Origin of the sequence: Garicola koreensis, from assembly GCF_014195445.1 — a bacterium.
GTDB classification, from domain to species: domain Bacteria; phylum Actinomycetota; class Actinomycetes; order Actinomycetales; family Micrococcaceae; genus Nesterenkonia; species Nesterenkonia koreensis.
This window is the reverse complement of record NZ_JACIBT010000001.1, coordinates 833,239-847,067: the sequence shown is the minus strand read 5'-3', so window position 1 is coordinate 847,067 and position 13,829 is coordinate 833,239. Positions and strand designations below refer to the sequence as shown.

Genomic DNA, 13,829 nt, shown 5'->3' with positions numbered 1-13,829 from the left:
TGGAGCTGGAGCTCCACGACGGGGCAGAAGCGCCGCGATACGTGGGCACACGGAACGGTCAGGGGGCTGATCAGCGATGCGCATTGATGCCGTCTCCATCTTCCCGCAGTTCTTCGAGGTGCTGGATCTGTCGCTGATCGGCAGAGCCCAGCAGCAGGGGCTGCTGAGCATCAGCCGGATCGACCTGCGCGACTACACCGAAGACAAGCACCGCACCGTCGACTCCCCGCCGGTGGGCGGCGGTGCCGGGATGGTCATGAAGCCCGAACCCTGGGCGCTGGCGCTGGAGGAGGTGCTGAACCAGCGCGCAGAGCAGGCTGCGCAGCGGCCCACACTGATCATTCCCACCCCCGCAGGGGAGGTCTTCACCCAGTCCACCGCGGAACAGTTGGCCGGCCACCAGCACCTGGTCTTCGCCCCCGGACGGTTTGAAGGCATCGATGAGCGCCTCACCGACTGGGCCGAAGAGCACTTTGACGTGCGCCGGATCAGCATCGGCGACTACGTGCTCAACGGGGGAGAAGCCGCAGTGGTGGTGATGGTTGAGGCCATCACCCGGCTCATCCCCGGGGTGGTGGGAAACGCCGAGTCGCTGACTGAGGAGTCCCACTCCGAGGGGCTGCTGGAGTACCCGGTCTACACCAAACCCGCTGACTGGCGCGGACACACGGTGCCTGAGGTGCTGCTCTCCGGCCACCACGCCAACATCGCCCAGTGGCGCCGCGACCAGCAGGTCCAGCGCACCCGCAAGCTGCGCCCGGACCTCTGGGCCAAGCACGTGGTGGCGCAACAGCGCGCCAAGGAGTAGGATATAGGTTTGTGCCTGCTGGGTGCAGACTCTGCCATGGGGGAGCCTGCACCACACAGACAGGCCCGGTGCGAGCAAGAGCCTCACAGCCGGAATCACACTTTGATGACCAGCGCCGCAGCGGCCTTCGTGCTGACGCGGCCCGGGTCCCTGACATCAGGACCCTGACCTGTGGCAGACGTCCTGAAGGAGAATGCTATGCAGAAGCTCGACTTCCTCGACAAGGCCAGCCTGCGCGACGACATCCCGGAGTTCGCCCCCGGGGACACCGTCAATGTCCACGTCAACATTGTTGAGGGCAAGACCACACGTGTCCAGGTCTTCAAGGGCTACGTGCTGGGCCGGCAGGGCCGCGGCGTCGGTGAGACCTTCACCGTGCGCAAGCTGTCCTTCGGCGTGGGCATAGAGCGTACCTTCCCGGTGCACTCCCCAGTGATCGACAAGGTCGAAGTGGTGGCCCGCGGTGACGTGCGCCGCGCCAAGCTGTACTACATGCGCGACCGGCACGGAAAGGCCGCACGCATTCCGGAGAAGCGCGTATCCGCTGTGGCCCGCGCCAAGGGTCGCGACGTCGAAGAGACCATCGAGGACTGACACCGGCCTTCAGCCGCCACACTGTTCGTGCACAAGAGCCCCGAGACCCCCGAGCCTGCCTCGACGTCCCGGGGCTCTTCGCATGCCCGCAGCCGGCGACCCCGACTGCGCCGGTGGGGCCTGGTCACCGGTGCGGTGGTGCTGGTGGCGATCCTGATCAGCACCGGGGTGCGGATCTTCGCCGCCGACCTCTACACGATCAGTCAGGACTCGATGGACCCCACCATCGCCGACGGCCAACGGGTGCTGGTGGACAAGCGCTACCCCGGTCCGGCCGGGGCGGAAGCTGGCGACGTCGTCGTCTTCGATGGTGAGGGCTCCTTCACCCCCTACCGGGGCGGCACGAGCCTGAACCGGGTCCTCGAGCAGATCGGCCACTGGTTCGGCATCGGTGCCCGCAGCGAGGTGTTCGTCAAGCGAGTGATCGGCTCCGGAGGGGACACTGTGGTCTGCTGCGACGACGCCGGGCGGCTGAGCCTCAACGGGGAACCGATGGATGAGGACTACCTGCCCGAACCGGTCACTGCCGAGAATCCCGCCTCGGATCTGGAGTTCGAAGCCGAAGTCCCCGCTGGTCGGATGTGGGTGATGGGGGACAACCGGCAGGACTCGCAGGACTCACGAGATCTGCTCGGCGCTCCCGGCGGCGGTATGATCAGCCAAGACCGCATTATCGGGCGGGCCACCGACGTGGTCTGGCCGTGGTCGGAGAACCGCAGCCTGGAAGGAGCCCGGCCCTGAACACCGCCGAAGAGCCGGACGGCTCGGAGGAGCCGACACCGAGCTCCCACAAGTCAGCACGCAAACGCCACCCTGCGGTCTCGTTTCTGATCGAACTGGTGATCATCGTTGGCTTGGCCGTGGTGATCTCCTTCGTCGTCAAGACCTTCTTTCTGCGTGCCTTCTACATCCCTTCCGAATCCATGGAGCCGACTCTGGAGGTCGATGACCGGATCGTGGTGAACCTGCTCGCCCCCGATGTGATGGACATAGACCGCGGCGACGTCGTCGTCTTCGAAGACACCCGCAACTGGTGGGGCAGCGGTGAGACCCCGGAGACCACCGCCTTCCAGGATGCGATGATGTTCATCGGCCTGATGCCCGACACCTCCTCGCACTACGTGGTCAAGCGCGTCGTCGGGATGGAGGGCGACACCGTGGAGTGCTGCACGGAGGAGGGCGAGATCCTGGTCAACGGCGAACCGGTCCAGGAGCCCTACGTCCACCCCGGCAATGCGCCCAGCGAACCCGAGTTCGAGGTGACCGTCCCCGAGGACCACATCTGGCTGCTGGGTGATCACCGCTCGGCTTCGGCGGACTCGCGCGCCCACGTCGACGAACCGGACCAGGGTGCGGTGCCGGTCGATGATGTGATCGGCCGGACCCTGGTGACCGTCTGGCCGCTGGAGCGGATCAGCGGCGGCGGCTCCAACAACGAACCCTTCGAAGACGTCCCGGAACCACAGTGAGCACCAACGCCACCCTGCAGCCTGAGCTTCAGCTGGCCCGCAACCGCGGGGCGCGGCTCATCGCCGGCGTCGACGAGGTCGGCCGCGGAGCCCTGGCCGGGCCGGTGACCGTCGGTGTGGCGGTCATTGATCTGGACGTCCTGACCGCGCAGACCCTCCACGACGGCGTATGGCCGGTGCTGGACGGGGTGCGCGACTCCAAGCTGCTCAGCCCCGCTGCGCGTACCCGCTGGCATCCCCAGATCTGCGAGCACACCACCCAATGGAGTGTGCAGCACCGCTCACCGGAACAGATCGATGCCGAAGGCATCACCGCATCCTTGGGAGCCGCAGGCCGTGCCGGGCTGCGAGCCGTGGAGGCGGCGATGGGACGTGAGTTGGATCTGGTGATCCTTGACGGCGTCCACGACTGGCTGACCGGCGGAGCGTCGTCGCGGGTGCAGACGATGGCCAAGGCCGATGAGAAGAGCCTCACGGTCGCCTGCGCCTCGGTGCTGGCCAAAGTCGAGCGCGATAGCCTGATGACGCAGCTGGCGGCCGAACACCCCGACTATGCGTGGGACTCCAATAAGGGGTACGGCTCAGCGGTGCACCGCCAGGCCATCCGTCTAAGTGGTGCGACCATGCACCACCGCCGCTCCTGGAACCTGGGCCTCGACGCCCTGCCCGGCCTCTAGCCCGCGCAGGCGAACCGACGGGCAGGCGCCCTCGTGCCCAGGCATTGTTGTCGGTTTTCCCCAGCTGGCTCCTACGCTCACGACTCGCCGAGCAGTTCCCACAGTTGTGCGCCTCTGCCCACCCTGATGCCGCCATTGGGCAGGCTTGTGGTCACTGACCACGAGAGGAGCAGCAATGCGAGCCAAGGACCGCACCGGGCTGGTGGGGGAGGAGCGGGCCGCGGAGTTTCTCAGCGGCCGCGGCCACAGTGTGCTGGCCCGCCGCTGGCGATCCCGCACCGGTGAGCTGGATCTGGTCACCCGCGACGGCGATGCGCTGGTGGCTGTGGAGGTCAAGACCCGTCGCGGCACCGGGTACGGGCACCCGTTTGAAGCCGTCACTGCGCAGAAGCTGCGGCGGCTGCACAAACTGTTGGCGGAATTCGCCTCTGGCCAGACGCACTGGCCCACCAAGCGCCGAGTCGACGTGGTCAGTGTGCTGATTCTCCGCCAGCCGGGCACTGGACCGCAAGCATTCATCGAGCACCTGAAGGACGTCTGAGCCATGGGTATGGGGCGCGCCCGGTCTGTGGTGCTGGTGGGCATGGACGGGCACCTGATTGAGGTCGAGGCTGATATCGGCCAGTCACTGCCGGCCTTCGTGCTGCTGGGCCTTCCCGATGCGGCACTGCGTGAGAGCCAGGACCGCATCCGGTCTGCGGCGAAGAACGCCGGCCTGCAGCTGCCGCGGCGCCGCCTGACCGTCAACCTGTTCCCCGCCTCCCTGCCGAAATCAGGATCCGGCCTCGACCTGGCCATCCTCGCCAGCGCATGGGCCGCCGACGGTCACCTCACCGGCACAGACGACGCCGTCTTCCTGGCCGAACTGGGGCTGGACGGACGCCTCAGACCCGTCAAAGGTGTGCTGCCGGCAGTGGCCGCCGCCGCCGCAGCCGGGGTGGAGACCGTCGTCGTCTCCGCAGACAACGCCGCTGAGGCCGCACTGGTTCCAGGTGTGGAGATCCTCGCCGCCGAGCACGTGTGCGATGTCGCCGCAGCCTTCAGCGCCGCCGAGAGCGCCGCTATGCCCGAAGCAGGCAGTGAGGGGATCCAACGTGTCACATCAGCAGGAGGTGGCTGCGAAGACCAGGAGGAGTCAGTGGGCCATCAGGACCTGGCAGATGTGCGCGGCCAGCATGAGGCCCGGTTCGCCCTGGAGGTCGCAGCCGCCGGGGGACACCACATGATGTTCATCGGCGCCCCCGGAGCCGGCAAAACGATGCTCGCCGAACGCCTTCCCAGTGTGCTGCCCGCCTTGGACGACGACGCGGCGATGGAGGTCACTGCCATCGCATCCATCAGCTCCCACGCCGAAACCGTCACCCGCTTGCAGCGACGCGCCCCCTACCAAGCGCCGCACCACAGCGCCTCCGCGCCGGCCATCGTCGGAGGTGGATCACGCATTCCCGTCCCGGGCGCAGTGACGCGCGCCCACCGCGGAGTCCTGTTCCTCGACGAAGCCCCGGAGTTTCCGCGCAGAGTCCTCGACTCGCTGCGCCAGCCCCTGGAGACCGGCAGCATCTGTCTGCAGCGGGCAGCCGGGCAGGTGACCTACCCGGCACAGTTCCAACTCGTGCTGGCGGCAAACCCCTGCCCCTGCGGGATGAACGTGGGACGCGGCACTGCATGCACCTGCTCGGTGGCCGAACGCCGCAGATACCTCTCCCGGCTCTCCGGGCCCCTGTTGGACCGCATGGACCTGCAGGTCCACGTCGAAAGACCCCGATCGGCGGCCATCGCGCTCCAAGAGCCGGCAGAATCCTCCGCCGAGGTGCTCAGCCGTGTGGTGCGCGCACGCCAGATTCAGCGCGAGCGGCTGCTGCCCTACGGGCTGCGGCTGAACAGTGAGGCGCCGATGTCGCTGCTCAGCCGTGACCTTCGCCTACCGGCTTCCAGTACGAGACTGCTGAACCAGGCCCTGGACCGGGCTGCACTCTCACTGCGCGGCTATCTGCGGGTGCTTCGGCTGGCGTGGACGCTGGCTGACATCTGCGCCAAGGACACACCCGACCAGGACGACGTCGACGCAGCCATGCAGCTGCGACTCACCCGGTCATGAAGGAGCCAGACCCTATGAGTACCCCACCTCAGGCGGACTGGGCGCCGCCGCAGCTGCGGAAGCAGCGCTGCGAGCTCTCCCGGCTGATCGAACCCGGAGACCTGCTGGGACCCACTGCCGTGGCAGCCCTGGGAGTCGCGAGGACGCACGAACTGATCTTCAGCGGCCGCAGACCGACCTCCGACGAGCAGCAGGCGGTGGCAGCAGCGGCCCTGGAGGCTGGCCTCAACACGTCCCGGCTCACGCTGGCCGGGGGGCTGGAACGCTGGCGCACCCGTGCTGAGCAGGCCAACGGCGAGCGTGACCTCCGGGTGCTGCACCGGCTCGGCGGCGGACTCATCGTCCCCGAAGACGACGCCTGGCCCGCACAGCTGAACGACCTGTACCCCGCCACCCCACTCGGTCTGTACTTCCGTGGTCCCGCAGTCACCGCCGATGCGGACCCGCAGCAGAACTATCAGCTGGCCCTGCAGCGGCTGCCCGCGCCGCCGCGCAGCATCGCAGTGGTCGGCTCCCGGGAGATGACAGACTACGGGGGACGGGCCGCCTTCGAGCTTGCCGAACAGCTTGCCGGTCACGGGGTGAGCATTCTCTCCGGAGGCGCCTACGGAATCGACGCTGCCGCCCATCGCGGAGCACTGCACGCAGAGCACGATGAGCGTGGTGCAAGCCCGACCTGCGCCGTCCTGGCTGGGGGTGTCGACCGGTTCTACCCGGCGGGAAACGAACGGCTTCTGCGGGCGGTGACGGAGCGCGGACTGCTGCTCTCTGAGATGGCCCCAGGATCCACCCCGACCCGCCACCGGTTCCTGCACCGCAACCGGATCATTGCCGCGCTCGCCGCAGCTGTGGTGGTCATCGAAGCCCGCTGGCGCAGCGGGGCGCTCTCTACCGCCCACCACGGGCTGGGACTGGGACGGGCGGTCGGCGCATTCCCCGGCAGCGTCTACTCCTCCAGCTCCTCCGGCTGCCACAGGCTGCTGCGTGATACCCCGGCTGAGCTGGTCACCGACGCGGCCGAGGTCTTGGAGATGATCGTCGCAGGGCCTGGGGCCGAACAGCCGGCGCTGCAGATCCCCAGCACCGAGCCGGTGACCACGCCGGACAGGGCCGCCGACCACCTCAACGACCTCGATCAGCGGCTCTACGATGCACTTCCAGCCCAACGATCCACCACCGCAGGCAAACTCTGCGGAGTCGCCGGCCTGCCCATGCCCCAGGTGCTGGCTGGAATGAGCCGGCTGGAACGTCGTGGGCTGGCGAGCGTCGCCGACGGCCGGTGGCGACGGGAGAGGTGACGCCGTTCGTTATGCTCAGCATGACGTAAACCCCAGTGACCTTGGAGCAGAGTGTGCAAGACTGCCCACTGCACACAATGCTCGGCACCGCGGTGACACGCGGGTCGAGCGAGAAACAGTGGACCTCATTTAAGGAGTGAAGACGTATGAGCAGGTTGAGCAACGGAATTCTGCGCGGAGTCACCGGGGCGTACATGCTGCAGGCCGGCTACGGCAAGCGCAACATGTCCCGTGAAGCAGCCGAAGGAACGCAGCAGTTCGCCGCCACCGGCGTTCCCCAGGTGAAGAACATGCGTGGCGAGACCTTCGGCAAGCTGCTGTCCACCGCTGAGATGGGCCTGGGTGCCGTGCTGCTGACACCGTTCATCAGCAACCGCCTGGCCGGCCTGGGCCTGGCGTCCTTCTCGGCTGCGGTGCTGTCCATCTATTTCCGCAACGATGATATGACTCAGCGTGACGGCATCCGTCCCTCAGAGCCGGGTACCGGCCTGTCCAAGGACATCTTCCTGGCGGCCATCGCCGGGGCTCTCATCAGCGACCGCAGCAAAAAGTGACGTAGTTCAGGTGGCCCCGGGCTTAGACTCCTGGGTATGGCCACTGCTGAGTTCGCGGACCCGCTGATCGATGAGTTCATCGCGCATCTGCGGGACCATCGGCGGCTCTCCGAGCACACTGTTCGCGGATACACCAGCGACCTGCAGCAGCTCAGCTCCCACAGTGGGGGCCTGCGAGGACTGAATCTGCTCGCCCTGCGCACCTGGCTTGCCGAACTGCACGCCTTAGGGCTGACCCGCAGCACGCTGAATCGCAAGACGGCCTCCGCCCGGGCCTTCACCGCGTGGGCCTATCGGAGCGGGCACCTCTCCGAGGACCCCGCGGTCAGGCTGAAGTCTGCCTCAGCTGCTGGTCGGCTTCCTGATGTGCTGCAGACCCAACACATGACTGACCTCACCAGTGGTCTGGTCACTCGGCGGGAAGCCGCCGAGGCGAACAAGGACGACGACGTGACCGCATGGGCGCTCGCCGTGCGGGACGAAGCAGCCGTGGAGATGCTCTACGCCACTGGTATCCGCGTCTCGGAGCTGGTCGGACTGGACCTGGGTTCCGTCGATCACCAGCGCCGGCTGGTGAGAGTGCTGGGCAAAGGCCGCAGAGAGCGCGCGGTGCCCTTCGGCGTACCCGCCCAGAAGGCCCTGGACCGCTGGACCGCCGAGGCCAGGGACGTGCTGGAGAACGACAAGTCCGGCGCCGCCCTGTTCCTGGGGCGTCAGGGCGGTCGCATCAATGTGCGGGTCGTGCGCAGAACCGTGGACGAGGCCCTGGCCGCTCTGGGAACGACCGCGGCCCGGGGGCCCCACGCGCTGCGCCACACCACAGCCACGCATCTGCTGGACGGCGGGGCTGATCTGCGCACAGTCCAAGAGATGCTGGGCCACAGCTCACTGGCCACCACCCAGATCTACACTCACGTCTCAGCCGAGAAGCTCGCAGCCGCCTACAGCCAAGCCCACCCCCGTGCCTGAGCTGCCCAGCCGGCCCAGCTGCTTTCTGGACCAGCGGTGTTCCGGTGCAGGTGCGTTCCGGCCCGGCTACATGTCGAAGCTGCCGAAGATGCCCTCAGCGGTGGTGAGCAGTTTCTGATCCGGCCCCACCAAAGCTGCCGCGGCTACCGAGACTGTCCGCCCCGTTCGGCGCAGACTGCTTGGGGCCTGCACACCGTTTCCGGCGCCCAGCGGCACCGGTCGGTGGTAGACCACAGCGACGTCGCTGAGCACAGCCTGTGGGTCTGCGTCCGCGCGGCCCAAGGCGCTGTGCATCCCCAGCTCCAGGGCACGGACCAGCACCCCTCCGTGGACCATGGAGGCGGCGTTGTCGGTCGACGCCTGGGGTGCTGCCGAGCGCACGGTGGTTGGGTTGCCAGAGTCTGCGCTCGACCCCGGCAGAGCATCACCCAAACCCAGGGCAGCGTCCCAGGAGCTTGGGACCGCCGATCGGTCCAGTGCGCTCGTTGAACCTGCTGAGCTGGTGCTGCGCGGCTGGTCGATCACCACGAACCGGCACGTGCCCAAGGCCACCAGGTCGCCGGCTGCATCGAACGCCTCAGTGGAGGCCACGATGGACCGCCCGCGCACTGCACGGACCCGGCCGTAGACCTGCAGCCAGCTTCCAGCCGTCAGGGAAGCGGTGAGCTGCGCGTTCAGTGACAGTGTCCGAAGGGCGCTTCCGCGGTTCGGCAAGTGGGCTGCGGCTGCCTCGCCCGCAGCGGTGTCGATGGCCACAGCCACGTGGGACAGGGACGGGGCCACGTCGTGCGGCAGTGGCAGGTGCACACTGGCCTCATCAGACTCTGTGGCGTGCAGCCGGCACCCGGTGAGTTCATCAGCAGGATGGCGCGGAGAATGGACCAAAGGAGCTTGGAGCTCAGCTGTCTTCATGTCGGGCATGGTCTCTATCATGGCAGGTATTCGGCGGCTCAGTGACTCTCCGGCGGCGGCAGTCACGGCGCAAGAGTGTCCAGTACGGCGTTGACCTGTTAACATGAGAGCGAGTCCAGAATTCACTGCAGGTGCCCTTCGGTCGTTGGGGAAGACGAACCGAGATGCACACAGTGGAGGATGGACATGTCTGAATACACCGCTCAGGGAACCGGGGCACAGGGTGTGCTGCACATCCACTCGGCCCCAGCTGCGCTCTGCCCTCATATCGAGTGGGCAGTCTCCTCGGCGGTCGACGCGCGCGTCGACTTTGCCTGGACAGCCCAGCCCGCTGCGCCGTCGACCCAACGGGCAGAGCTGACGTGGCAGGGTCCGGCGGGACTGGGCAGCAAGCTTGCCTCCACACTGCGCAGCCTCTCCCATCTGCGGTTCGAAGTCACCGAAGAGGCCTCCCCAGGACACGACGGATCCCGCTGGTCCCACACCCCGGAGCTGGGCATCTTCCACGCCATGATGGATGTCCACGGCAACATCATGGTTTCTGAGGATCGCATCCGCTACGCCTACGAACTCGGCGCCGGCGACCCAACGGTGATGTACCAAGAGCTTTCCCTGGCGCTGGGAGAAGCGTGGGACGAAGAACTGGAGCCTTTCCGCCATGCTGCAGAAGGCGCCCCGGTGCGCTGGCTCTCCCAGGTCGGCTGACCAGCCCTAGGCACACGGGACGGTGGTCCCTACACTTCAGTCTATGGAGCTCGGTGTGCTGAGAAGGTCGATGCGGACAGCCAGAAGAAAGTCCTATGGCGGACCCTCGGTCCTTGAGTGTGCTGATCGACCGGTACCGAAGACCGCAGCGGACCAGATCCTGGTCAAAATCGCCTATTCCACCGTCAACCGGACCGACCTCGGATTCCTCTACGGACGGCCGCTGCTCACTCGTGTCTTCTCGGGGCTGCGGCGGCCGGGCTGTCCCGTTCTGGGCTGTGAGTTCTCCGGCGTCGTCGAAGAGGTCGGCGCAGACGTCCGTGATTTCGCGGTGGGGGAGCGAGTCTTCGGCTACGACGACCGGGGCAGGGGCTTCGGCGGACACGCCGAATACAAGACCATCAGCAGCACCGGAATGGTCACCACTGTTCCTGCCGGAGTCTCATTCGCCCGTGCTGCTGCCAGCACCGAGGGCGCCCACTATGCCTTGTCGATCGCCGAAAAAGTCACCATCGGCCCCGGGGAACGGGTCTTAGTGCACGGAGCCACCGGAGCCATCGGTTCGGCCATGGTCCAACTGCTGATCGCCCGAGACGTTGAGGTCACAGCCACAAGCCCCACGGAGCACCTGGAGACGGTCGCCGCGTTTGGGCCGGCACAGCTCATCGACTGGCGGACGACGCCGCTGGATTCTCTGGCCCAGGAGTATGACTACTTCTTCGACGCTGTGGGTAAGAGCTCGTTCGCTGTTGCGCGCAGAGTCCTCAAGCCCGGCGGGACCTACATCTCCAGCGAGCTCGGTGCCGGGGCGCAGCATCTATGGCTGAGCATGATCAACCCGATCCAACGGATGGTGACCAAGCGCAGCATCATCTTCCCGATCCCCTCAAGGGCTCCGAAGCTGTTGGCCGAGATCCGCCACGGGCTGCAGTCGGGTGCGTTCAAGCCGCTGCTGGACCGCGAGTATCCGCTGCGCGACACAGCAGAGGCGTTTGAGTATGTTCAGACCGGCCGCAAACTCGGCAACGTGCTCATCAGGGTTGCTCCACCGGCGGGCGGGCCCCCGGCCGAGTGACGGCGCCTCAGGCGGTGCGGAAGGCGACGACGGCGTTGTGGCCGCCGAAGCCGAAGCTGGAGCAGATGCCCACCTGATCCTTGCTGCCCAGATCTCGCGGTGAGCCGCTGACCACGTCCAGCGGAATCTCGGAATCCTGATTCTCCAGATTGATGGTCACCGGCGCTTTCCGGTCGGCCAGAGCCTTCACCGTCAGCACCGACTCCACCGCACCGGCGGCACCGAGCAGGTGTCCAGTCTGAGACTTGGTGGCGGAGACGCAGATGTTCTCCAGGTGGGAGCCGAAGGCAGCTTTCATCGCCGTGTACTCGGGAATGTCACCGACCGGGGTGGAGGTCGCATGCGCATTGACATGGCTGATCTCCTCCACGCCCGCATCCGCAGAGGCCATCGCCTTGCGCAGCGCTCTGGTGGCGCCGGCGCCTTCAATGTCAGGTGCTGTGATGTGGTAGGCGTCGGATGTGATCCCGCCGCCGGCCAACTCCGCATAGATGGTGGCGCCTCGGGCTTTGGCGTGCTCCTCAGTCTCGATGACCAGCGACCCGGCACCCTCGCCCATGACGAAACCGTCGCGGTCGACGTCGTAGGGCCGTGAGGCCGCGCCCGGGTCGTCATTGCGACGCGAAAGCGCCTGCATATTGGCGAAGGCCGCCATGGGCAGCGGGTGGATGGCTGCTTCGGTGCCGCCGGCCACCACCACCTCGGCGTCGCCGTTGTGCAGCAGGTCCATGGCCATGATCAGCGACTCTACCCCGGAGGCGCAGGCTGAGACGGCCGTGCGCGCCCCAGCGTGAGCACCCAGATCCAGGCTGATCGCCGCGGCAGCACCATTGGGCATGAGCATCGGCACGGTCATCGGCAGCACCCGCCGCGGCCCCTTGTTGCGCAGCGTGTCCCAGGAGTCCAGCAGCGTCCAGACACCACCGATGCCGGTGGCGAAGCTGACCGCGACCCGCTCCGGGTCGAGTTCCACCTGGTCCAGTCCGGCGTCGGCCCACGCCTGGCGGGCGGCGACCATGCCGAACTGAGTGGAGCGGTCCATCCGCCGCGTCTCGGGCCGGCTGAGCGTCTCAGCTGGCTCATGTGAGGCTTCGGCGGCGAATGTGACCGGCAGCTGGTACTCCTCCACCCATTCGTGCTCCAGGGTCTTGGCACCAGCAGTCCCTGTCAGCGCGTTATCCCACAGGCTGGGCACGTCACCGCCGATTGGGGTGGTGGCACCGAGTCCGGTAATAACGAGGCGGCGTGACATGGGGCTCCTTTCGGAAGGGTCTTTTCAGCCCTGGGCGTTAGCGATGTAGTTGACGGCGTCGCCGACAGTGGCGAGGTTCTTCACCTCTTCGTCGGGGATCTTCACGTCGAACTTCTCCTCGGCGTTGACCACGATGGTCATCATCGAGATGGAGTCGATGTCCAGGTCCTCGGTGAAGGACTTCTCCAGCTTGACCTCTTCGGTCTCCAAGCCGGTCTCCTCCTCGACGATCTCAGCCAGGCCTGCGAGGATCGCGTTCTTGTCAGCCATTGGGTGTTTCCTTTCGGTTGTGCGGTTTTGGTCTTTCAGGAGGATACTTCCTGAGAAGCTGATTCTATGGGATGCGGATCACTTGGGCGCCGTAGACCAGCCCAGCGCCGAAGCCGATCTGCAGCGCATAGCCGCCGCTGATCTCCGGGTTCTCGCTGCGCAGTCGGTGCAGTGCCAGCGGAATCGAGGCCGCAGAGGTGTTGCCGGCATCTGCGATGTCGCGGCCGATCAGCACGTGCTCGGGCAGCTTCAGCTGCTTGGCGAGCTCGTCGATGATACGCATATTGGCCTGGTGCGGCACAAAAGCGGTGAGGTCCTCCGGCTGCAGTCCGGAGGCCTCAAGGGTCTGCTTGGCGACTTTGGCCATCTCCCACACCGCCCAGCGGAACACGGTCTGACCGTCCTGGCGCAGGGTCGGCCACAGCCGCTCCTCGGGATCCAGCAGCCGGGAGGCATCGCCTGAGGTCTGCGCGTCGAAGAGGGCGTCGCGCAGCCGCAGCAGGGAGTTGTCCATCGAGACCGCACTCCACTGCTCCCCGTTGGAGCCGAGCACGGAAGGAGAGATGCCCGCGGTGTCGGAGGGGCCGACGACGGCGGCGCCTGCGCCGTCGCCGAGCAGAAAGGAGATGGAACGCTCATGGTTGTCGATGACGTCGCTGAGCTTCTCCACCCCGACGACCAGCACATACTCTGCCGCACCGGAGCGTACCAGCGCGTCGGCCTGGCCGATCCCGTAGCAGTAGCCGGCGCAGGCGGCCGAGATGTCGTAGGCGGCAGCCGGCGTGGCACCCAGCCGGTGGGCCAGGTCCGAGGCCGCCGAGGGTGTCTGGTAGGGATGAGTCACCGTGGAGACGATCACCCCGCCCAGTTGAGCGGGCTCAATGCCGGCATCGCTGAGGGCCTCCTGGGAAGCGCCCAGGGCCATATCGACCACGGAGACATCCGCTGGTGCGCGATGGCGGGTCACGATGCCGGTGCGTTTTCTGATCCACTCATCGGAGGAGTCGATCCATTGGCAGATCTGTTCGTTGTCGACCACGACATCGGGCCGGTGGGCACCCAGGCCGATGACGGTGGTTGCCTCAGTGGGGACAGTCTGAGTCAGGGGGGCGGCGGAGTGGACGGCGGTCACGTCGGTAGGGCCTTTC

At 66.8% G+C, this 13,829-nt stretch carries 16 protein-coding genes; 12 read left to right on the top strand and 4 right to left on the bottom strand.

Translation table 11 applies throughout. The annotated features are described in order from the left end of the window. The first annotated feature begins 76 nt into the window (after window positions 1–76). The 10 genes from trmD (at window position 77) to FHX47_RS03915 (ending at window position 8,467) form a co-directional block, all read left to right on the top strand. A complete protein-coding gene (gene trmD / locus FHX47_RS03960; protein WP_183357546.1) occupies window positions 77–808 on the top strand; it encodes a tRNA (guanosine(37)-N1)-methyltransferase TrmD in 732 nt (243 codons plus the stop codon). 198 nt (window positions 809–1,006) lie between these two features. Continuing rightward, window positions 1,007–1,402 carry a 50S ribosomal protein L19 gene (gene rplS, locus FHX47_RS03955; protein ID WP_183357545.1) on the top strand — a complete coding sequence of 132 codons (396 nt, stop codon included), beginning with the start codon at window positions 1,007–1,009 and terminating at the stop codon, window positions 1,400–1,402. Between the two features lie 27 nt (window positions 1,403–1,429). After that, window positions 1,430–2,143 (top strand): signal peptidase I, encoded by a 714-nt coding sequence (lepB, locus tag FHX47_RS03950; RefSeq protein WP_183357544.1) that lies wholly within the window; start codon window positions 1,430–1,432, stop codon window positions 2,141–2,143. Continuing rightward, window positions 2,104–2,871 carry a signal peptidase I gene (gene lepB / locus FHX47_RS03945; RefSeq protein WP_343064293.1) on the top strand — a complete coding sequence of 256 codons (768 nt, stop codon included), beginning with the start codon at window positions 2,104–2,106 and terminating at the stop codon, window positions 2,869–2,871. Before lepB (FHX47_RS03950) ends, lepB (FHX47_RS03945) begins: the two co-directional genes overlap by 40 nt. Then, on the top strand, window positions 2,868–3,548 hold the full coding sequence (locus tag FHX47_RS03940) for a ribonuclease HII (protein ID WP_183357543.1): 681 nt from the start codon (window positions 2,868–2,870) through the stop codon (window positions 3,546–3,548). The genes lepB (FHX47_RS03945) and FHX47_RS03940 overlap by 4 nt, the downstream gene beginning before the upstream one ends. A gap of 175 nt (window positions 3,549–3,723) precedes the next feature. Beyond that, complete coding sequence (locus tag FHX47_RS03935) at window positions 3,724–4,089, top strand: YraN family protein (protein WP_183357542.1); 366 nt, start codon at window positions 3,724–3,726, stop codon at window positions 4,087–4,089. A gap of 3 nt (window positions 4,090–4,092) precedes the next feature. Next, entirely contained in the window at window positions 4,093–5,646 is a 1,554-nt protein-coding gene (locus FHX47_RS03930; protein ID WP_183357541.1) for a YifB family Mg chelatase-like AAA ATPase, read from the top strand. A 14-nt stretch (window positions 5,647–5,660) separates the two neighbouring features. Beyond that, a complete protein-coding gene (locus FHX47_RS03925) occupies window positions 5,661–6,944 on the top strand; it encodes a DNA-processing protein DprA (RefSeq protein ID WP_183357540.1) in 1,284 nt (427 codons plus the stop codon). Between the two features lie 146 nt (window positions 6,945–7,090). After that, window positions 7,091–7,498, top strand: coding sequence for a hypothetical protein (locus tag FHX47_RS03920; protein ID WP_183357539.1), 408 nt, complete (start codon window positions 7,091–7,093; stop codon window positions 7,496–7,498). Between the two features lie 36 nt (window positions 7,499–7,534). After that, window positions 7,535–8,467, top strand: coding sequence for a tyrosine recombinase XerC (locus FHX47_RS03915; protein WP_183357538.1), 933 nt, complete (start codon window positions 7,535–7,537; stop codon window positions 8,465–8,467). A 66-nt stretch (window positions 8,468–8,533) separates the two neighbouring features. On the opposite strand, the gene FHX47_RS03910 is transcribed toward FHX47_RS03915, so the two are convergent. After that, window positions 8,534–9,400, bottom strand: a complete 867-nt coding sequence (locus FHX47_RS03910) for a PaaI family thioesterase (RefSeq protein WP_183357537.1) — start codon at window positions 9,398–9,400, stop codon at window positions 8,534–8,536. Between the two features lie 165 nt (window positions 9,401–9,565). Here FHX47_RS03910 and FHX47_RS03905 point away from each other — a divergent pair, with 165 nt between their 5' ends. Beyond that, window positions 9,566–10,084, top strand: a complete 519-nt coding sequence (locus tag FHX47_RS03905) for a DUF3145 domain-containing protein (protein ID WP_183357536.1) — start codon at window positions 9,566–9,568, stop codon at window positions 10,082–10,084. Between the two features lie 43 nt (window positions 10,085–10,127). Then, the gene (locus FHX47_RS03900; RefSeq protein WP_183357535.1) at window positions 10,128–11,159 is read left to right on the top strand and encodes an NAD(P)-dependent alcohol dehydrogenase; all 1,032 of its coding nucleotides are present in this window, start codon (window positions 10,128–10,130) and stop codon (window positions 11,157–11,159) included. Window positions 11,160–11,166: 7 nt separating this feature from the next. Here FHX47_RS03900 and FHX47_RS03895 read toward each other — a convergent pair whose 3' ends face one another. The 3 genes from FHX47_RS03895 to FHX47_RS03885 all read right to left on the bottom strand — a co-directional run bounded on the left by FHX47_RS03895 (window position 11,167) and on the right by FHX47_RS03885 (window position 13,786). Further along, entirely contained in the window at window positions 11,167–12,411 is a 1,245-nt protein-coding gene (locus FHX47_RS03895) for a beta-ketoacyl-[acyl-carrier-protein] synthase family protein (protein WP_183357534.1), read from the bottom strand. Between the two features lie 24 nt (window positions 12,412–12,435). Then, on the bottom strand, window positions 12,436–12,681 hold the full coding sequence (locus FHX47_RS03890; RefSeq protein ID WP_183357533.1) for an acyl carrier protein: 246 nt from the start codon (window positions 12,679–12,681) through the stop codon (window positions 12,436–12,438). Between the two features lie 64 nt (window positions 12,682–12,745). Next, the gene (locus FHX47_RS03885; RefSeq protein ID WP_183357856.1) at window positions 12,746–13,786 is read right to left on the bottom strand and encodes a beta-ketoacyl-ACP synthase III; all 1,041 of its coding nucleotides are present in this window, start codon (window positions 13,784–13,786) and stop codon (window positions 12,746–12,748) included. Window positions 13,787–13,829: the final 43 nt, after the last annotated feature.